14 protein-coding genes are annotated in these 19,356 nt (G+C 73.4%); 1 reads left to right on the plus strand and 13 read right to left on the minus strand.

Annotated elements, in window-relative coordinates:
* Positions 1-122: 122 nt before the first annotated feature.
* The 8 genes from ACWCXH_RS21520 to nrdR form a co-directional block, all read right to left on the minus strand.
* On the minus strand, positions 123-1,337 hold the full coding sequence (locus ACWCXH_RS21520; protein WP_449803033.1) for a cytochrome P450 family protein: 1,215 nt from the start codon (positions 1,335-1,337) through the stop codon (positions 123-125).
* An 85-nt stretch (positions 1,338-1,422) separates the two neighbouring features.
* Entirely contained in the window at positions 1,423-2,667 is a 1,245-nt protein-coding gene (locus ACWCXH_RS21525; RefSeq protein WP_449803034.1) for a cytochrome P450, read from the minus strand.
* Positions 2,664-3,350: a GTP-binding protein gene (locus ACWCXH_RS21530; protein WP_449803035.1), complete on the minus strand. Its 687-nt coding sequence runs from the start codon at positions 3,348-3,350 to the stop codon at positions 2,664-2,666. Before ACWCXH_RS21530 ends, ACWCXH_RS21525 begins: the two co-directional genes overlap by 4 nt.
* A complete protein-coding gene (locus ACWCXH_RS21535) occupies positions 3,331-3,699 on the minus strand; it encodes a DUF742 domain-containing protein (RefSeq protein ID WP_449803036.1) in 369 nt (122 codons plus the stop codon). Before ACWCXH_RS21535 ends, ACWCXH_RS21530 begins: the two co-directional genes overlap by 20 nt.
* Positions 3,696-4,130, minus strand: a complete 435-nt coding sequence (locus ACWCXH_RS21540) for a roadblock/LC7 domain-containing protein (protein WP_449803037.1) — start codon at positions 4,128-4,130, stop codon at positions 3,696-3,698. Before ACWCXH_RS21540 ends, ACWCXH_RS21535 begins: the two co-directional genes overlap by 4 nt.
* A complete protein-coding gene (locus ACWCXH_RS21545) occupies positions 4,130-5,818 on the minus strand; it encodes a sensor histidine kinase (RefSeq protein ID WP_449803038.1) in 1,689 nt (562 codons plus the stop codon). Before ACWCXH_RS21545 ends, ACWCXH_RS21540 begins: the two co-directional genes overlap by 1 nt.
* Before the next feature lie 753 nt (positions 5,819-6,571).
* The gene (locus ACWCXH_RS21550) at positions 6,572-9,463 is read right to left on the minus strand and encodes a vitamin B12-dependent ribonucleotide reductase (protein ID WP_449803039.1); all 2,892 of its coding nucleotides are present in this window, start codon (positions 9,461-9,463) and stop codon (positions 6,572-6,574) included.
* Positions 9,464-9,685: 222 nt separating this feature from the next.
* Positions 9,686-10,183 (minus strand): transcriptional regulator NrdR, encoded by a 498-nt coding sequence (nrdR, locus tag ACWCXH_RS21555; protein WP_449803040.1) that lies wholly within the window; start codon positions 10,181-10,183, stop codon positions 9,686-9,688.
* A gap of 562 nt (positions 10,184-10,745) precedes the next feature.
* Between nrdR and lexA the strand changes: the two genes are divergently transcribed.
* A complete protein-coding gene (gene lexA / locus ACWCXH_RS21560; protein ID WP_224281048.1) occupies positions 10,746-11,408 on the plus strand; it encodes a transcriptional repressor LexA in 663 nt (220 codons plus the stop codon).
* A gap of 91 nt (positions 11,409-11,499) precedes the next feature.
* Here lexA and ACWCXH_RS21565 read toward each other — a convergent pair whose 3' ends face one another.
* The 5 genes from ACWCXH_RS21565 to ACWCXH_RS21585 are packed head-to-tail and all read right to left on the minus strand — an operon-like array spanning position 11,500 to position 19,182.
* Complete coding sequence (locus tag ACWCXH_RS21565) at positions 11,500-13,623, minus strand: ATP-dependent DNA helicase (RefSeq protein ID WP_449803041.1); 2,124 nt, start codon at positions 13,621-13,623, stop codon at positions 11,500-11,502.
* A gap of 12 nt (positions 13,624-13,635) precedes the next feature.
* The gene (locus ACWCXH_RS21570) at positions 13,636-15,459 is read right to left on the minus strand and encodes an IucA/IucC family protein (protein ID WP_449803042.1); all 1,824 of its coding nucleotides are present in this window, start codon (positions 15,457-15,459) and stop codon (positions 13,636-13,638) included.
* Complete coding sequence (locus ACWCXH_RS21575) at positions 15,437-16,807, minus strand: lysine N(6)-hydroxylase/L-ornithine N(5)-oxygenase family protein (RefSeq protein ID WP_449803043.1); 1,371 nt, start codon at positions 16,805-16,807, stop codon at positions 15,437-15,439. Before ACWCXH_RS21575 ends, ACWCXH_RS21570 begins: the two co-directional genes overlap by 23 nt.
* A 21-nt stretch (positions 16,808-16,828) precedes the next feature.
* The gene (locus ACWCXH_RS21580) at positions 16,829-17,380 is read right to left on the minus strand and encodes a GNAT family N-acetyltransferase (RefSeq protein ID WP_449803044.1); all 552 of its coding nucleotides are present in this window, start codon (positions 17,378-17,380) and stop codon (positions 16,829-16,831) included.
* A 2-nt stretch (positions 17,381-17,382) separates the two neighbouring features.
* Positions 17,383-19,182 carry an IucA/IucC family protein gene (locus ACWCXH_RS21585; RefSeq protein WP_449803045.1) on the minus strand — a complete coding sequence of 600 codons (1,800 nt, stop codon included), beginning with the start codon at positions 19,180-19,182 and terminating at the stop codon, positions 17,383-17,385.
* Between the last annotated feature and the right edge of the window lie 174 nt (positions 19,183-19,356).

Raw genomic sequence — 19,356 nt, forward strand, 5'->3', positions numbered from 1 at the left:
CTGATCGGATCATCGGATACGGGCGGGCCGATCCGACGACGTTAACCCAGCCGCCGGTCGCCGCCAAGGTCCGCGGACGGGCGAGCGACCGGCCACCGGGTGACGAGCCGTACGGGCGACCGTCAGAAGAGCCGGATCGGCAGCTCCTGCAAGCTGTTGACCACCAGCGACGGGCTCGCCCGCAGCTCCCCGTCCGGCACCGCCAGGGACAGCCCCGGGAACCGCTCGAACAGCGCCGGCAGCGCGATCCCCGCCTCCAGCCGGGCCAGCGGCGACCCCGGGCAGACGTGCGGGCCGTGGCCGAAGGACAGGTGGCGGGTCGCGTCCCGGGTGATGTCGAACAGCTCGGCCGTCACCCCGTGCTGCACCGGGTCCCGGCCGATCGCGTTGTACGAGATCAGCACCGGCTCGCCCGCCGGGATCACCGTCTCGCCGACCGGGATGTCCTCGGCGGCGAAGCGGAACAGGAAGTTGCTGGTCGGCGGCGTCCAGCGGAGGGACTCCTCCACCACCGCCTCCCACGGCACCTGCCCCGAACGCACCAGCTCCAGCTGGTCCGGGTGGGCCAGCAGTGCCCGGACGGCGTTGCCGATCAGGTTCACCGTGGTCTCGTGCCCGGCCGCGATGATCACCCGCAGGGTCGCCGCCGCCTCCGCGTCGGTCAGCGCGCCGCCCTCGGTGTCCGCCGCCAGCAGCACGCTCGCCAGGTCGTCGCCGGGGGCCGAACGGCGCTGCGCCACGAGGTCGTTGACGAAGGCGTTCAGCCCGGCGATGGTCGCCTGGATGCCCGCCGGGTCCGGCTTGATGCCGAAGAACCGCTCGTACAGGTCGCGCAGCACGCCGTGGTCCGACTCCGGCACGCCCAGCAGCGAGCAGATCACCGTCATCGGGAGCGGGAACGCGAACGCCGTCTTCAGGTCCACCACCGGCTCGCCCGCGGCCAGCGTGTCCAGCAGCCCGTGCGTGATCTCCTCGACGCGCGGGCGCATCAGCTCCACCCGGCGCGGCGTGAACGCCTGCGCCACCAGCGCCCGCAGCCGGCGGTGCTCGGCGCCGTCCGTGGTCACCATGCTCGGGCCCGGCACCGCGAGGCCGATCAGCGGCCAGGTCCTCGGGACCTCCCCGCGCCGGTAGGCCGCCCAGTGCGCGGGGTCCTTCACCAGCCGGGCGTCGGTCAGCAGATCGCGCGCGGCGGCGTGCCGGGTCACCGCCCACGCGGTGACCCCGCCGGGCAGTTCGACCGGCACCGCCGGACCAGCGGCGCGCAGCAGGGCGCCCTCGGCGGCGTTGTCGCGGGCCAGCGGGTCGAGGACGATCGGGGCCGGGGCCGCGGTCATCGGCAACTCTCCTTCGGTCGGCGGGACTTCGTACGGGGCTTCGTACGACGAGGCTTCGGCCGACGGGGCTTCGGCCGGCGGGAGGTCAGGCCGCGTGACCCGGGGTGAACGAGACCGGCAGCGCCACCAGCCCGCGCACCCAGGCCGACGGCCGCCACACCAGCGCGTGCTCGGCCACCGCGAGCCGCAGGTCCGGCAGCCGGTCCAGCAGCACCTCGATCGCGGTCGTGGCGATCACCTCGGCCGCCTCCTGCGCGGGGAACGGACAGCCGTGCTCGCCGTACGAGTAGCTCATGTGCGCCCGGTTGCCCTCGGCAGGCCGTCCGTCCGGCTGTCGCACCAACGGGTCGCCGTTCGCCCCGGCGAAGCCCAGCAGCACCATGTCCCCGGCGGCGATCCGCTGCCCGCCGAGCTGGGTGTCCTGGGCGGCCCAGCGGCCGGCGAAGATCTGGACCGGCGTGTCCTCCCAGAGCGCCTCGTTGAGCGCCTGGGCGATGCTGCGCCGACCGCCCGCGAGCGAGGCGGAGAACCGCTCGTCGGTGAGCATCAGCCGCAGCGCGTTGGAGATCCAGTACGAGCTCGGCTGGTGGCCGGAGATCAGCAGCACACGGAGGTCGCGCATGATCTCGTCGTGGTCCAGGCCCACCGGATGGGCCAGCAGCCGGGAGGTCACGTCCTCGCCCGGGTGCTCGGCCTTCGAGCGGACCACGTCGAGCATCAGCTCCAGCAGCCGCTGGGCGGCGGCGGGCGCGCCCTGGCCGCCGTCCAGCATGGTGAGCACCGCGTCGACCAGCTCCGGCGCCTGCTCCTCGTCCAGGCCGAACACCCGGCAGAGCACCAGCAGCGGCATCAGGTGGGCGTACTCGGCGACCAGGTCGGCCTCACCGCGCCCGGCGAACCCGTCGATCAGCCGGTCCGCGATCTCCTCGCCGTGCTTGCGCAGCTCGTAGGGGTCGATGCCGGCCAGCGCGTCGGTGACCGCCCGGGAGCGACGGACGTGCTCCTCTCCCTCGGTGTACAGCATCGACGGCACGGGCGCCATCATCGGCTTCAGCGGCCAGTCGGCGGGGATGGACTCCCAGAGGCGCCAGCGCGCGGAGTCGCGGCCGAACAACTGCGGCTGGCCGGTCACCAGTTGGAGCTCGCGGTAGCCGATGACCAGCCAGGCGGGGACGCCCCCGGCCAGCTCGACCGGGGCCACCGGGCCGTGCTGGGCGCGCAGCTCGCGGTAGAGCTGGGCCGGGTCGGTCTGGAAGCGCGGCCCGTACAGCGGCGTGGCGCCGGCGTGCGCCGGGCAGCCCGGGGGCGGGGTGGCGGCGGGCTCGGTCACGGGGTGCTCTCCTCGTACTGTTGCGCGGGGAATGCGGCCTGGTGCGCGGGGGACTCGGCCTGGTGTGCGGCTTCGGCCTCCGCGAGGGCGGCCAGGTGACTGACCAGCTCGATCAGCACCCGCTTGCCGGACTCCCGGTCCCGTGCGTCGCAGTCCACCAGCGGCACCTCCGCGGGCAGGTCGAGCGCCTCGCGGACCTGGTCCAGGGTGTGGGTCTGCTCGCCGAAGTTGTTGCGGGCCACGATGAACGGGGTGCCGTGCTGCTCCAGCCGGTCGATGGCGTACCAGGACTCCTCCAGGCGCCGGGTGTCCACCAGGACGACCGCGCCGAGCGCGCCGCTGAACAGGCGGTCCCAGAGGAACCAGAAACGTTCCTGCCCCGGAGCGCCGAACAGGTAGAGCACCTGACTCTCGGAGAGCGTGATCCGGCCGAAGTCGAAGGCGACCGTCGTGGAGCGCTTGCCCCAGGCGCCGGCCGGGTCGATGCCCTCGCCCGCCCGCGTCATGACCTCCTCGGTGTTCAGCGGACGGATCTCGCTGACCGAGCCGACCAGCGTCGTCTTGCCGACGCCGAAGCCGCCGACCACGACGATCTTCAGCGCGTTGTCGGCGGTCGCACGCAGCGGAGTGCGACCGGTGGCCGGGGCCGCCGCCGGGGAGGGGTCAGAGCCGTTGGAGGCCATGCAGCACCTGCTTCAGCGTGTCGAGATCGGGCAACCGGGCCTTGTTCGGCGCGAACCGGGGGTGCCGGGCGGTGATCGCCCCGGTCTCCAGCAGGTCGCCGAGCAGGATCTTCACCACCGAGACCGGCAGCGCCAGCTCCGCCGCGACCTCCACGACGGCGGTCGGGGCCTCGCACATCCGCAGGATGCGGGCGTGCTCCGACTGCATGCCCGGCGCCGGCTCCCGCTCGGCGACGATCAGGGTGACCAGGTCGAAGGCGTTCTCCGGGGAGCGGCTGCGGCCCCGGGTGATCGTGTAGAGGCGGTCCGGGTCGTCGTCCCGACCCGGCAGGACCGGCCCGGCGGTCATGCCCGGGCGCTCTCGTGCGTCCCGGTGTCCTCCGCCGACCGGGCCGGCGCGCTCAGGTGGACGCCGATCTGCTCGATCAGGCCGTGCATGTTGTGGCCGACCACGCCCACGTCCGCCTCGTCGTCCGTGACGACGGCCAGGTGCGCGCCCTCGCCGGCCGCCACGATGCACAGGATGCCGCCGTGGAACTCGGTCATCGACTGCCGGACGCCACCGCTGCCGTCGCCGAACTCGATCGAGGCACCGTGCGCGAGGCTCTGCAGGCCGGAGGCGATCGCGGCCAGCTGGTCGGCCTGGTCGGTGCCGAGGCCGGAGGTGTGGCAGAGCTTGAGGCCGTCGGCGGAGAGCACCAGGGCGTGCCGCGCGCCGGGGGTGGCGGCCAGCAGGTTTTCCAACAGCCAGTCGAGGTCACGTTCGGTGGCGCTGCTCATCAGGAATCCTTCTCGGTGCCGGGGGAAGCGTCGGGCGTGGTGTCGGTGTCCGTGGTCGGGGCGGCTTCCGCGGGGCGCTGGGCGGCCCGGCGGAAGGCGCCGAACCGGGCGGCGGCCGTCGAGGCGTCCGCGCGAACGGGCTTCGCGGCCGGGGCCGCCGGCGCGGCGGCGGCGAGCGTCTGCCCGCGGCGGCGCTGCGGCAGACCACTGTCGGTGATCCGCGCGGGCGCGGGCGGGAACGGGGCCGGTGCGGCCGGTACGGGAACCGCCGGGGTGGTGGGCGCGGGCGGCAGCGGAGCAGGCGCTGGGCGTGCGGGGGTGAGCGCGGGGCGCGCAGGCTCCGCGACGGGCGGCTGGACCGGGGCGGGCGCCGGAGCAGTGTGCGCGACCAGCTGCTGCGGGACCAGCATCACCACGCCCGTGCCGCCACGCGCCGACGGCCGGAACGAGATCTGCAGGCCGTGCTTGCGCGCCAGCACGCCGACCACCGCCAGGCCCAGCCGCGTACCGGCGGAGAGTGTGGTGAGGTCCAACGGCTCGGCGGAGACGGCCCGTTCGGCCCGGCGCAGCCAACTGTCGGCCAGCCCCAGCCCGCTGTCCTCGACGGTGATCGCCAGCCCGGCGGACACCTCTTCGACGTAGACGTGTACCTCGGCCGGCGGGGCGGAGAAGTTGGTGGCGTTGTCGAGCAGTTCGGCCAGCGCGTGCATCACGCCCTCGGCCGCGTACCCGGCGATGGCGGCGGTGCTGGCGTTGTGCAGCCGCACCCGCTGGTAGGCGCCGATCCGGCCGAGCGCACCGCGCAGCACCGACTCCACCGCGATCGGCTTGGCCCAGCGGCGGCCCGAGCGGGCGCCGGTGAGCACCGCGATGCTGTCGGCCATCCGGCCCGCCTGGGCGGTCGAGTGGTCCAGCCGCAGGAGGTCGCCGAGGACCTCCTCGTCGTGCCGGTGCTGCATCTCGCGCAGCTCCGCGTGCATGCTCGTGGCCAGCGCCTGGACGCGCCCGGCGGCGGTCGCGCACACCGCGAGCGCGGCGGCCCGCAGCCGTTCGCCCCGGCCGACCTCCTCCGCGACGGCGCGCAGCAGCGCGTGCTGGGGGTGCGCACGGTGGGCGGTCAGCGAGCTGTCGACGGACGCGCCGCCGCGCAGCTTCTTCACGACCTCGGGCAGGACCCCGTCGGCGAGCCGGTCCAGGTCCGCGCGCTCGGCCTCGGCCGCCGCCCGGACCGCCGCGGCCTGCGCCCGCTCCTCGTCGAGCTCGGCCCGCAGCCGGGCCAGCTCGGCGTGCGCGGCGGCGACGTCCGCCTCGACCCGGGCCTGCTCGGCCCGGGCGGCGTCCCGCTCGGCCCGGGCGGAGGCGGCGTCGTCGTGCGCGGCGGTCTCGGCCTGCCGGGCGGAGCCGGCGAGGACGAGGGCCGCGGTGGTCTCCTGGTGCTGCGCGGCGAGGTCCTCGGCCAGCCGCCGGGACCGCTCGGCCCCGGTCGCGGCCACGCCGACGGCGATCAGCCAGAGGACGGCGACCGCCCCGACCGCGAGCGCGGTCAGCGGCTGGTGCGCGCCCAGTGCCCGGCCGATCCCGACCGGCGCGGCGACCACGGCGAGCAGGACGGCCGCGGCGGTCAGCACGACGGTCCGCGGCGCGGGCGGTCGGCGCGAGCCGCCGTCGGAGCTGGTGGCTTCTCTCATCAGTGCGGTCCTCGGCAACAGCGGCGGCGCGGGCGGCGGGTCGACGACGATCGACGCCGCCGACAGTGGTTCGAGCGCATACGAGACCGCCCAGCGGCGTCGTGAAACGTCTCCGGGCGGCTGATCGGTTCACGCTTTCAGCCGATCATATCGATTCAGACATTGCCCTCAAGCAGCCAGTTGACGGTCATTCTTGTTCATTCACGCCGTCCACACCGATTCACGACGTCTCACGGACACCCGACGGCACCCGGCGACGCCCGACAAACGCCTGATGAACACCCGGCGAATGCCTGACAACGGCACACCCGGACACCGGACGGGCCGGGGGCGCCCGCCAACCAGGCCGGCTCCCCTCCACCGCCTCCCGGACGGCGCCCAGGTCCGGCCCGTGATCGGCGGTCACCCGAGGGTCTCCTCGAAGGTGCCCCGGCCCACTGCGCGGTCCGGGGTGAGGTTGCCGCCCGCGCGCAGCTCGCGGAGGGCCGACCCTGCGGCTCGACCCACGCACCGCCACCCCGCGCGCGACCAACAGCCAGACCACCTCCCGCCCCAACGTCCCTGTCGCCCCGGTCACCAGCACCGTCATCGCTCACCCACTCCTCTCCGGAAGCCCTTAACCCCTACCGACAGTCCGGCGGCCCCATCCGTGACATCGGCGTCCCGACACGAAAAAAGCGGGGCGAGGACCGTGAAGTCCTCGCCCCGCTTCGGGTTCTCACCTCAGGGGGCGGGAACCGGGGTCGGGCGTGATCAGCTGCAGCCGCTGGTGGAGCCGCAGCCCTCGCAGAGGTAGCAGCTGCCGGCGCGGCGCATCTTGGTGCCGCAGGAGAAGCACAGCGGGGCGTCGGCGTTCAGGCCGAGCTGGATCTCCATCAGCTCCGTGGAGTTGTGGGCCTGCTTCGCCGGGGCCTTGGGCGCCTCCGCGACCGGGGCCGGGGCGGGCTTGGCGACGACCGGGGCCACCGGGGCGGACTGGGCGAGGCTCTCGGTGTCGAGCTCCTCGGCCTCCAGCGGCTCGTACGAACCCGTCTCCAGGTGGCGCTGGCGCTCCTCGACGGAGTGGATGCCGAGCGCGGAGCGGGTCTCGAACGGCAGGAAGTCCAGCGCCAGGCGGCGGAAGATGTAGTCGACGATCGACTGCGCCATCCGCACGTCCGGGTCGTCGGTCAGACCGGCCGGCTCGAAGCGCATGTTGGTGAACTTCGAGACGTAGGTCTCCAGCGGCACGCCGTACTGCAGGCCGACCGAGACGGCGATGGAGAAGGCGTCCATCATGCCCGCGAGGGTCGAGCCCTGCTTGGACATCTTCAGGAAGACCTCGCCGAGGCCGTCGTCCGGGTAAGAGTTGGCGGTCATGTAACCCTCGGCGCCACCGACCGTGAAGGAGGTGGTGATGCCCGGGCGGCCCTTGGGCAGGCGCTTGCGGACCGGGCGGTACTCGACGACCTTCTCGACCGCGGCGGGGGCCGGGGCCTCCTCGGCCTTGGTCTCGGAGTCCTTCTTCTTGGCCGAGAGCGGCTGGCCGACCTTGCAGTTGTCGCGGTAGATCGCGAGCGCCTTGACGCCCATCTTCCACGCCTCGAAGTAGATCTCCTCGATCTCCTCGACGGTGGCGACCTCCGGCATGTTCACGGTCTTGGAGATGGCGCCGGAGATCCACGGCTGGATCGCGGCCATCATCCGCACGTGGCCCATGGCCGAGATGACGCGCTCGCCCATCGCGCAGTCGAACACCGCGTAGTGCTCGGCCTTGAGGCCCGGCGCGTCGACGACGTTGCCGTGCTCGCCGATGTGGGCGACGACCGCCTCGATCTGCTCGTCCTGGTAGCCGAGGCGCTTGAGGGCGCGCGGGACGGTGCCGTTGACGATCTGCATCGAGCCGCCGCCGACGAGCTTCTTGAACTTGACCAGGGCGAGATCGGGCTCGACACCGGTGGTGTCGCAGTCCATCATCAGGCCGATGGTGCCGGTCGGGGCGAGGACCGAGGCCTGGGCGTTGCGGAAACCGTTCTGTGCGCCGAGGCGCAGCACGTCCTGCCAGGTCTTGTTGGCCGCGAGCCAGACCGGCGCGTCCAGGTCGTCGAAGGAGACGGCGTCGAGCGAGGCGTCCGCGTGCTGCTTCATGACCCGCTGGTGCGGGGCCGCGTTGCGGGCGTAGCCGTCGTACGGGCCGACGACGCCGGCGAGTTCGGCGCCGCGGCGGTAGGCGGTGCCGGTCATCAGGGAGGTGATGGCGCCGGCCAGGGCGCGGCCGCCCTCGCTGTCGTAGGCGTGGCCGGTGGCCATGAGCAGGGCGCCGAGGTTGGCGTAGCCGATGCCGAGCTGGCGGTAGGCGCGGGTGGTCTCGCCGATCTTCTCGGTCGGGAAGTCGGCGAAGCAGATGGAGATGTCCATCGCGGTGATGACCAGCTCGACGACCTTGGCGAAGGCGGCGGCGTCGAACGTGTCGTCGTCGCGCAGGAACTTCATCAGGTTGAGCGAGGCGAGGTTGCAGCTGGAGTTGTCCAGGTGCATGTACTCGGAGCAGGGGTTGGACGCGTTGATGCGGCCGGACTCCGGGCAGGTGTGCCAGTGGTTGATGACGGAGTCGTACTGGATGCCGGGGTCGGCGCAGGCCCAGGCGGCCTCGGCCATCTTGCGGAACAGCTTCTTCGCGTCGACGGTCTCGATGACCTCGCCGGTGAGGCGGGCGCGCAGGCCGAACTCGGTGCCGTTCTCGACGGCGGTCATGAATTCGTCGGAGACGCGGACCGAGTTGTTGGCGTTCTGGTACTGGACGGACGCGATGTCGTCGCCGCCGAGGTCCATGTCGAAGCCCGCGTCGCGCAGGGCGCGGATCTTCTCCTCCTCCTTCACCTTGGTCTCGATGAAGGCCTCGACGTCCGGGTGGTCGACGTCGAGCACGACCATCTTGGCGGCCCGACGGGTGGCGCCGCCGGACTTGATGGTGCCGGCGGAGGCGTCGGCGCCGCGCATGAAGGAGACCGGGCCGGAGGCGTTGCCGCCGGAGGTGAGGAGCTCCTTGGAGGAGCGGATGCGGGAGAGGTTGAGGCCGGCGCCGGAGCCGCCCTTGAAGATCATGCCCTCTTCCTTGTACCAGTCGAGGATGGACTCCATGGAGTCGTCGACGGACAGGATGAAGCAGGCGCTGACCTGCTGGGGCTGCTTGGTGCCGACGTTGAACCAGACCGGCGAGTTGAAGCTGAACACCTGGTGGAGGAGGGCGTGGGTCAGCTCGTGCTCGAAGGTCTCGGCGTCGTCCTTGGTGGCGAAGTAGCCGTGCTTCTCGCCGGCGGCGCGGTAGGTGAGCACCACGCGGTCGATGATCTGCTTGAGGCTCCACTCGCGCTGCGGGGTGCCGACCGCGCCGCGGAAGTACTTGGACGTGACGATGTTGACGGCGTTGACCGACCAGAAGTCGGGGAACTCGACGCCGCGCTGCTCGAAGTTGATCGACCCGTCACGCCAGTTGGTCATGACGACGTCGCGCCGCTCCCAGCGGACCTCGTCGTACGGGTGGACGCCAGGGGTGGTGTAGATGCGCTCCATCCGCAGACCGCCCTTGGGGGCCTTGCCGGCACCCTTGGCCGCGGCCTTGTCGGACTTCGACCCGCGTGCGGAACCGCTCGTGGTGTCTGTCACTTCTCGCTCCTCCTCCTGGGCAAACGCCCGACTCCTGGGCAAACGCCCGTGGCGCCCCGAAAAGTCCGGGCACCGCTGGTTCGTTCTTCCGGTGTGCTGGCAGACGAGACCATCGCCCGCTTGCGCACGGTTTGTTGTGTTCTGTGCCCGGTTTTCGGGCACGCGCGGGCCCCGGAGGGCCGTTGTGGCACGGTCGGGCCCCGCAGGGGCCGCAGGCGCCTCCTAGGGCGCGGCGGCGGCAACGGGCACGCAGGTGCCGTCCGCCTCGGCGACGGGCCGTTCGGCGCGGAGCTCCGCGATGGCGGCCTCGAAGTCTTCCAGTCCGTCGTACGCCTGGTACACGCTGGCGAAGCGCAGGAAGGCGACCACGTCGAGCTCCTTGAGCGGGCCGAGTATGGCCAGCCCGACGTCGTGGGTGGTCAGTTCGGCGTTGCCGGTGGCCCGCACGCACTCCTCGACCCGCTGCCCGAGCAGGGCGAGCGCGTCCTCGGTGACCGGGCGGCCCTGGCAGGCCTTGCGGACGCCGGAGATGACCTTCTCCCGGGAGAACGGCTCGGTGACCCCGCTGCGCTTGATGACCATCAGCGCGGCCGTCTCCACCGTGGTGAAGCGGCGGCCGCAGTCCGGGCACTGCCGACGACGGCGGATCGAGCTGCCGTCCTCGGTGGTCCGGCTGTCGACGACGCGGCTGTCGGAGTGCCGGCAGAAGGGGCAGTGCACCTGAAGGATCCCTCCCTGGCAGGACGTGCGGACTCGTCGAGTCTATGCGATGCGCCCCGGGCCTCGGCAAGCTGATCATGCGCCGTGACCACTAGTACTGGGCACGGAGAGGACTGTAACCACTAGATGTAGGCCTCAGGGGGAAGCGACACCCCTGGCGTGTCGACGCGGATTAGACTGCGGAAGTCGAGTTCGGGTCGAACATTCGATCGATGTACAACAAAGCCTTGATCGAGTCAGCCAACTCTCGAATAATTCACTCGAACGTGTGTTTGGCGCAACCTTTCGATAGGAGGTGCGTTGGGCTGGAAAAAGGAGAGGACAGCCGTCGAGAGGGGCCGCCGTGAACACCATCGAAAGCAACACCATCCCGGTGCAGGAACACTCCCAGTTCAAGGTGGGGCAGCGCACCACGAATCAGCAGAGTGTGGACGTCAGCATGGACCGTAGCGAAGACCACCGCCTCTCCGGCCCGGGCGTTTCCAGCCCGAGCCGCGTTCCCGACCAGCCGATCGAACACTCCCCCGTCCTGGACGACACCCACCCCGCGCCCGCCCGAGCGATGCCCGGCCGCCCCCCCGGCATCCGCACCGACGAGGCCGGGCTCACCGAGCGCCAGCGCCGCGTCATCGAGGTCATCCGGGATTCCGTCCAGCGCCGCGGCTACCCGCCGTCCATGCGCGAGATCGGCCAGGCCGTCGGCCTCTCCAGCACCTCCTCGGTCGCCCACCAGCTGATGGCCCTGGAGCGCAAGGGCTTCCTCCGCCGCGACCCGCACCGCCCGCGCGCCTACGAGGTCCGCGGCGTCGAGGTGGCCCGCCCGAACACCGCCGAGACGGCCGGCCGGCCGTCCACCTCGTACGTCCCGCTGGTCGGCCGGATCGCCGCCGGCGGGCCGATCCTGGCCGAGCAGACGGTCGAGGACGTCTTCCCGCTGCCGCGCCAACTGGTCGGCGAGGGCGAGCTGTTCGCGCTCACCGTGCGCGGCGACTCGATGATCGAGGCGGCCATCTGCGACGGCGACTGGGTCACCGTCCGCCGCCAGCCGGTCGCCGAGAACGGCGACATCGTGGCCGCCATGATCGACGGCGAGGCCACCGTCAAGCGGCTCAAGCGCGAGGACGGCCGGATCTGGCTGATGCCGCACAACCCCGCCTACGAGCCGATCAACGGCGACAACGCGACCATCCTGGGCAAGGTCGTGGCAGTCCTGCGCCGCCTCTGAGCGCGCCCCGCACGCACACACCGGGAAGGGGCTCCACCGCGACTGCGCGGGGGAACCCCTCCGGCGTTCCCGAGGACGGCCGACGGGGCGCTCAGCCCCGCTTCACCACCGGCTTGACCGGCGGCGCCGAGGCGTCGATCGCCGCCAGCGAGCGGCGCACCTGGTTGCGGTCCGTCGTGTACCAGAACTCCGGCATCGAGGAGCGGAAGAAGCTCCCGTACCGCTTGGTCGCCACCCGCGGGTCGAGCACCGCCACGATCCCGCGGTCGTCGGCCGCGCGGACCAGCCGGCCCGCGCCCTGCGCCATCAGCAGCGCCGCGTGCGTCGCCGCGACCGCCATGAAGCCGTTCCCGCCGCGCTGTTCGACGTCCTTCTGGCGGGCGCTCATCAGCGGGTCGTCCGGCCGCGGGAACGGAATGCGGTCCATCACCACCAACTGGCAGGCCGAGCCGGGCACGTCCACGCCCTGCCAGAGCGAGAGCGTGCCGAACAGGCAGGTGGTCGCGTCCGAGGCGAACTCGCGGATCAACTCGCCCAGGGTGTCCTCCCCTTGGAGCAGGATCCGGTTGTCGAGCCGCTCCCGCATCGCCTCGGCCGCCGCCTGGGCGCCGCGCATCGAGGAGAACAGGCCCAGCGTCCGCCCGCCGGCCGCGCCGATCAGCTCGGCCAACTCGTCGAGCATGTCCGGCCGTTCGGGATCGCGGCCGGGCTCGGGGAGGTGCTTGGCGACGTACAGGATGCCCTGCTTGGGGTACTTGAACGGCGAGCCGACGTCGATCCCCCGCCAGTGCGGCACCGCCTCTTCCCCGAAGCCGGCGCCGGCCTCCGGGTTGTCCCCCGGCGTGCGCTCGTCCGGCAGCCGGGCCTCGGAGAGCAGGCCGACGGAGCCGGCCACGCCGTTGAAGTCCCCGCCGAGCTTGAGCGTGGCCGAGGTGAGGACGACCGAGCGCTCCTTGTACAGGCCCTCGCGCAGCAGCCCGGACACGCTCAGCGGTGCGACCCGCAGCGAGGCCGTGCCCATCCCGAAGCGGTCGCTGCGCTCGATCCAGACCACGTCGTACTCGGAGTCCTCCAGCAGCCGCTCGGCGGTCTCGTGCAGCGTCTCGACCGAGGCCATGGCCTGCTTGCGGACCGCGTCCTCGTCGGTGAGCCCCTTGTCCCTGGTCTCGCCGAGCGAGGTGATCACCTGCCGGGCGGCGTCCCGGATGGCCGTGACGGCGTACGCCAGGTACTCGGGCAGTTCCTCGACCCGGCCGGGCTGGGCGGTCTCCATCAGGCCGTGGTAGTTCTCGGCGGCGGCCTGGAGCGCGTCGACGGCCTTCTCGTTGGCGAGCCGCGCGGACCGCTTGACCGCCCGGTTGACGGCGCCGACGGTCAGCTCGGCGGTGGCCGCGCCGGTGACCCGGTTGACCAGCTCGTGCGCCTCGTCGACGATCAGCAGCCCGTGCTCGGGCAGCACCGGCGCGCCCTCGATCGCGTCGATCGCGAGCATCGCGTGGTTGGTGACGACGACGTCCGCGAGCTTGGCCCGCTCCCTGGCCTTCTCCGCGAAGCACTCCTGCCCGTACGCGCAACGCGTCGCGCCCAGGCACTCCTTGGACGTGACCGACAGCTGGGCCCAGGCCCGGTCGGACACGCCGGGGCTCATGTCGTCCCGGTCGCCGGTCTCGGTCTCGTCCGCCCACTCGCGCAGCCGCAGCACCTCCTGCCCGAGTTTGCTGGCCGGCCCGCCGAGCGCCTCGGCCGGGTCGAACAGGCCCTCGCCCTCGTCGCTCGGGGTGCCCTCGTTGGCCCGGTGCAGGCACAGGTAGTTGGAACGGCCCTTGAGCATCGCGAACAGCGGGCGGCGGCGCAGCACCGGGTGCAGCGCCTCGACCGTGCGCGGCAAGTCCCGCTCGACCAGCTGGCGTTGCAGCGCCAGGGTGGCGGTGGCGACCACGACGCGGTCCCCGTGCGCGAGCGCGGGCACCAGGTACGCGAGGGACTTTCCGGTGCCGGTGCCGGCCTGGACGAGCAGGTGCTCGGTGTGGTCGACGGCGTCGGCGACGGCCTCGGCCATCCGCACCTGGCCGGGGCGTTCCACGCCGCCGACGGCGGCGACGGCGGCGTGGAGCAGCTCGGGGATGCGCGAGCGCGGGACCGCGACGGCTTCCCCGGAGTCGGCCGGGGCGGCTGCGTCCTCGCCGGGGAGCTGGGTTTGGGAGTCGTTCGTCATGACCCTCCCACCCTACGGCGCGGGGGTGACAATCCGGTCCCGTCGCCCCGGAAGATCCGCGCCGAGGGTGACGAGGGCGTTGGGCACCGTCCCGTGCCGGGCGGCGTGCGGGCGGTGCGGGCGGTCCTGGTAGCCGTCGAGGAGCAGCCGGTTGCGGTTCAGGCAGAGCCGGTCGATCCGCGGTGTGAACAGGTCGAACAGCTCGAAGCGCTCGCGCAGCTCGGGGAAGCGGTCCTGGTGGCGGCGGATCTCGTCGCGCAGCAGGGCCCAGAACGCGGCCTCGGGCAGGCCGGTCTGCGCTTCCAGGAGCGGGGCGAGGTAGCGGTAGACGCCGATGAAGAGCCCGGAGTGCAGGAACTGGCAGAGGCCCTGCGCCGGCTCGCGGAGAAGGACGTCGTCGACCTCGGCGGGCAGGTCGCGCAGCTCGGGCAGGTCCTCGTCGCTCAGGTTGACGTCGTCGACGAAGTCCTTGACCGCGAGCCGGGCCGGGGTGTCGTGCTCGTCGAAGACGACGACGGCGTTCTCGCCGTGCGGGGAGAAGACCAGTCCGTACCGGTAGAGGAAGTGCAGCAGCGGCGGCAGCATGGCGGCGAACAGCCGGCGGGTCCACTGGGCGGGGGCGAGCCCGGAGCGGGCGACCAGCTCGGCGGCGAGAGCGCGGCCGTCGGAGCCGGTCTGCAGCAGGGACGCCAGGGTGCGGGCGCGCTCGCCGCCCGCGAGGAAGGGGCCGAGCGGTTCGCGCCAGATCGCGCCGAGGAGCTCCTTGTACTGGTAGGGCGCCTCGGGCAGGTCGCGGTAGAGCGGGTGGTCGACGGTGACGGAGGCGATCTCGCCGAGCAGGATCACCCGGCACTCGTCCCGCAGGAACGGGTCGGCGTCGCGCAGGCCGTGGATCCAGGCGGTGACGGCGGGCGCGGCCAGGGTGCGTTCGGTGGGCAGGCCGCGCCAGACCAGGGTGTTGAGGATGGCGAGCGGCAGTTTGACGGTGCAGCGCTCGGGGTGGGCGGTGTTGAAGAAGGAGCGGATGGACTGCTGGGGCAGCCGTGGGTCGCCGTCGGAGGGCAGCGGGACGATCTCGCCGGAGGCGATCCAGGGGGCGAACAGCGGAACGACCGTCTCGTCCCACTGCCAGGGGTGGACGGGCAGCAGCAGGTAGTCGTCAGCGTCGGGGCCGAGCGCGGCGCGCAGCGCGCCGGGGTCGTCGAGCTCGCGCGCGTACAGGTGCTCGGGCCGCTCCAGGCCGGGCACGCCGCGGTACCGGGCGAGCCGCCGGTGGACGGCGATCCAGGGCAGCGGGCGCGGCGTGCGCGCCTCGGGGGCCCAGCGGGCGGCGTCTGCGGCGGAGAAGCCGATCCGGCCCTTGTTGGGCACGATCCAGGGGTGGCCGTCCTGGCGGCCCTCCAGCGCGGGGTGGTCGAGGTCGGCGAGCTCGGCGGCGGTGAGCGCGGTGGCCAGGTGGTGCGCGTCGGCGGTGAGCGTGGCGGTGAGCTCGCGGATCAGGTGGCCGGTGGTCTCGCCGCGCAGGCCGAGGGTGTGCCGGGCGTACGGGAGGAAGCGCAGCGGGTCGAGGCCGTCCTCGCGGTCGCAGCGGACGGAGTCCGGGGCGATCCGCCAGCTGCCGTAGGCGCCGCGGCGGGCGGTGAAGCGGTACTCGGCCTCGGGCAGCCCGAGCAGGTACTCGCCGTCGACGGCGCCCGCCACGGGGGTGAGCAGTTCCTCGTAGGCGAACTCGGCGAGCATCTTGGCCAGCATCGTGCGGCCGGCCCGTTGCCAGGGCCCGGGGGTGAGCTGCGGCGGCAGGTAGAGCGGCGGTTCATCGGCCGGCGGTTGCGGCACGGGTCAGCTCCTGGGGGCGGGGGAAGGCGGGGGCGGGCGGCGCGAAGCCGGTCCACGCGGTGCGGGTGGGCAGCCGGTGGACGGTGCGGCCGGTGACGGCGTTGAGGATGACGGCGGCGCGGTGGGCGCCGAGGCCGAGGTCGGGGGTGCCGACGCCGTGGGTGTGCAGTTCGGCGTTCTGGACGTAGAGGCCGCCGGTGAGTTCGGGCCGGGTGGCGACGCGGTGGTCCAGGTCGACCCGGTAGCGCCCGGCCGCGTCCCGGTCGATCAGGTGGGCGAGCGGTTCGAGTGCGGCCGGGCGGGCGGCCCGGTAGCCGGTGGCGAGCACCACGGCGTCGGTGCGCACGAGGTGGTCGGCGCCGGAGTCGGTGTGCCGGCAGCGCAGTTCGAGGCCGCCGCAGGGGCCGGGCCGGGCCTCGGTGACGGCGGTGCCGGGGGTGATCTCGACCGGGGCGGTGTCGATCGGGCGGCCGATGGTCCGCTCGTACAGGTGGTCGTGGATCTCGGCGAGGGTCTCGGCGCTGGCGGCCTTGTGCAGCTGCCACTGAGCGGCGACCAGGGTGTCCCGGACGGGCTCGGGCAGGCTGTGGAAGTAGCGGGTGTAGTCGGGGGTGAAGTGCTCCAGGCCGAGCTTGGAGTACTCCATGGGCGCGAGCGCGCGGGTGCGGGTGAGCCAGCGCAGCCGCACGCCGTCGCCGTCGTGCCGGCGCAGCAGGTCGAGGAACACCTCGGCGCCGGACTGCCCGCTGCCGACGACGGTGATGTCCCGGGCGCCGTCGAGGCCGGCGCGCCGGTCGAGGTAGTCGGCGGAGTGGAAGGCCCTCGGGTGCCCGTCGAGGGCGGCGAAGGCCTCGGGCAGGACGGGACTGGTGCCGACGCCGAGCGCCAGGTTGCGGGCGTGCACGCGGCTGCGCCGGCCGGTCGCGGTGTCCGTCAGCTCGACGCGGAACACGTCGCCTTCCCAGTGCAACGCGCTGACCAGGGTGGCGAACCGGCAGTTGCCGAGCCGCTCGGCCGCCCAGCGGCAGTAGTGGTCGTACTCGCGGCGCGGCAGCTGGAAGCGCTCGGCGAAGTAGAACGGGAACAGCCGGTCCTGGTCGCGCAGGTAGTTGAGGAAGGACCACCGGCTGGTCGGGTCGACCAGGGAGACCAGGTCGGCGAGGAACGGCACCTGCATCCGGGCCCCGTCCACCAGCATCCCGGGGTGCCAGCGGAACTCCGGGCGCTGGTCGCAGAAGAGCGTCCGCAGGCCGGCGACGGGCTCGGCGAGCGCGGCGAGCGAGAGGTTGAACGGGCCGATGCCCACGCCGAGCAGGTCGTACGGCGGCTGGGGGGTCGAGGTGTCCACGGGGGTGTCCTAGGCGGGGAGTCAGGCGCGGGCGCGGATCATCAGGGCGGCGCGCTTGTCGGGCAGGTCGAGTTCGCCGGCCGACCGGAACCCGGCCCGCTCGAAGGCCCGGACCGAGCGCCGGTTGCGGACGTCGGGTTCCGCCACCACCCGTTCGCAGCGCGGCCGTTGCCGCAGGATCCGGTCGGCGAGGGCGGCCAGCAGGACGGCGCCCAGGCCCCGGCCGCGGCTCGCGGCGGGACCGAGCAGCAGGTGGACGCCGGTGTCGTGGGGCCGGGCCGGGTAGTGCGCGGCGAGCGGGTCGAGGTCGGCGCGGTAGACCTCCCAGTAGCTCATCGGGGTGCCGTCGAGCAGGCCCAGGCAGGGCACGCTGCGCCCGTCGCCGTCGAGTCGGGCCCGGACGTGCCGCTCGGTGACGGCGGGCGGCCCGGCGAGCTCCCAGAAGGCGGCGACCTCGGGGTCGTTCATCCACCCGGCGAGCAGCTCCAGGTCGGCGGGCAGCCGGACCGGGCGGAGCCGGAACCCGCCGGCCGGGGTGCGGATCGCACCCCACCCGGGCACGTCGTCGGGCATGGTCACGCTTCCGCCAGGGGGTTGGGGATGTCCACGTAGACGGACTGCGTGGCGACCGGGCCGACCAGCTCGTCCAGGCCGTTGATCCGGGTGAGCAGGTTGGCCTTGCAGGGCAGCGTCGGCGCGTCGAGCAGCAGCGCGGGCAGCGCCGACCCGGTGGCGGCCGCCCGGGGCCCGGCCAGGAACCCGCGCAGCGCGGCCAGCAGCGCCGTTTCGTCGGCGAGCCCCTGGGAGCCGAGCGCGCCGACCAGGCCGAGCACGTGGTTGATGCCGAGGTAGTAGGCGAAGTGGTGGTCGATCACGTCGTCCGGGAGGAAGGTGTCGCTGTGCTCGCCGAGCCCGGGCAGCCTGGCGGTGAGCCGCTCGGCGGCGCTCTCCCGGTAGTAGTAGCCCTGGTTGTCGCGGTAGCGCCCGCCGCACGGCCAGCCCTCGGCGTCGAGCAGGACGAGGCTGTTCTGCTGGTGCGCCTCCAGGGCGATGCCGCCCCGGCCGTCCAGCCACAGGACGGGCAGCACGACGGTGTCCAGGTAGCGCAGGAACCATTCAGCGGCCACGGTGCGCAGCGGGCGGCCGCAGCGCACCGCGAGCGCCCGGAGGGTGTCGCCGAGCCGGGACGGCACGGTGGTGCCGGTGCCGAGCGGCTGTTCGGCGACGAGCCCGGCGACGCACAGCGCGCGGTCGGCGGGGGCGAAGGGCTGGGCGCGCAGGACGGTGTCCAGGCCGCCCGGGTCGCCGAGACCGGGGTGGTCGACGCCGATCCAGGCCGGGTCGCGGACGATGTCGAAGCCGGGGTGGGCGGCCCGCCACTCGGCGGCGAGGCCGCTCTCCAGCAGCCGGTGCATCTCCAGGCCGCGGTGGAGCTCCTTGCGCAGGTTCTCCCGGCGGGAGTTGGTGATCCGCAGGCCGAGCGAGAGCTTGAGCATCCACGGGGTGCCGGGCCGGTAGACGGTGCGCACCGAGGAGGTGGGGTGCCAGGATTCGCCGGCCGGCCCGAGGTCGTGCAGGAGCCCTTCGGCGAGCAGCGCGGTGACGGCCGGGCGGTGCGCCAACTCACGGGCCTGCCACGGGTGCAGGGGCAGGGCGGCGGTGCCGGGCGGCAGCGGGGTGCGGTCGCCGAGCAGGCCGGCGGTGATCTGCTCGGCGCTCTCGGGGAGGGCGGAGCCGGTGGCGAGCAGGGCCCGGTCGACGGCGTACCAGTGGAGCTGGAAGGAGCCGTGCAGTTCGGGCGAGTAGGCGGCGCTCTGGGCCGGGCCGAGGCCGTCGCGGCTCTTGGGGGTGGGGTGCAGCGGGTGGCCGAGCAGCAGGGACTGCTCACCGGCGAGGAAGTGCGAGCCCTCCGGCCCGCCGGGCGCGGCGGCGGTGCGGCGGTGGGCGAGGATCTCGGCGGTGCGCACGACGGAGTCGGCGACCCGGGCGGCGAGGTCGGCGACCTGCCCGGGGTCGGGCCGGTCGGCGGCCGCTGCGGCGAGCAGCGCGGCGGCGGTGACGGCGTCCACCGGGGCGTCGGGGGCATCGTCGCCGACGGCGAGGCCGGCCGGGCCGAAGCGGTGCCACCCTCCGGGCGACCAGTAGCGGACGGGCGCGGAGAGCCGCGCGGCGCCGCCGAGGACGGCGATCTGCAGCCGGCCGTCCGGACCGGGACGGGCGCCGGTCTCGCGCGCCCAGCAGCGCAACAGGGCCTCCAGGGCGGCCTGTTCGGCGGCGACCGCGGGGTCGGGGTGCAGCAGCAGGTCGGGCCCGGCCGGCCGGTCCGCGGGCGACAGAGTTTCGGGCGGGGCTCCGGTCAGGGCGGCGGTGCTCAAGGGTGCTCCTCGGGACGCGTGGGGTGCGGACGCGCGCGGATGGTGGAGAGGGTTCGGCGGGCGCTCGCACCGTCGCGTCAGGTAAGGGTTACCTATCCCTGATGGGTGATCACAAGGACGGCTCACTCGTCCGGGTGAAGATCGGTGATTGTTCACCGCCCGGGAGCAAGGCCC

The organism is Kitasatospora sp. NPDC001660 (assembly GCF_053596725.1).

Excerpts from the sequence above, each read along its gene's own strand:
- ACWCXH_RS21520 (WP_449803033.1), bottom strand. The coding sequence starts at position 1,337 with ATGACCGCGGCCCCGGCCCCGATCGTCCTCGACCCGCTGGCCCGCGAC.
- ACWCXH_RS21530 (WP_449803035.1), bottom strand. The coding sequence starts at position 3,350 with ATGGCCTCCAACGGCTCTGACCCCTCCCCGGCGGCGGCCCCGGCCACC.
- ACWCXH_RS21535 (WP_449803036.1), bottom strand. The coding sequence starts at position 3,699 with ATGACCGCCGGGCCGGTCCTGCCGGGTCGGGACGACGACCCGGACCGC.
- ACWCXH_RS21540 (WP_449803037.1), bottom strand. The coding sequence starts at position 4,130 with ATGAGCAGCGCCACCGAACGTGACCTCGACTGGCTGTTGGAAAACCTG.
- ACWCXH_RS21545 (WP_449803038.1), bottom strand. The coding sequence starts at position 5,818 with ATGAGAGAAGCCACCAGCTCCGACGGCGGCTCGCGCCGACCGCCCGCG.
- lexA (WP_224281048.1), top strand. The coding sequence starts at position 10,746 with ATGCCCGGCCGCCCCCCCGGCATCCGCACCGACGAGGCCGGGCTCACC.
- ACWCXH_RS21565 (WP_449803041.1), bottom strand. The coding sequence starts at position 13,623 with ATGACGAACGACTCCCAAACCCAGCTCCCCGGCGAGGACGCAGCCGCC.
- ACWCXH_RS21580 (WP_449803044.1), bottom strand. The coding sequence starts at position 17,380 with ATGCCCGACGACGTGCCCGGGTGGGGTGCGATCCGCACCCCGGCCGGC.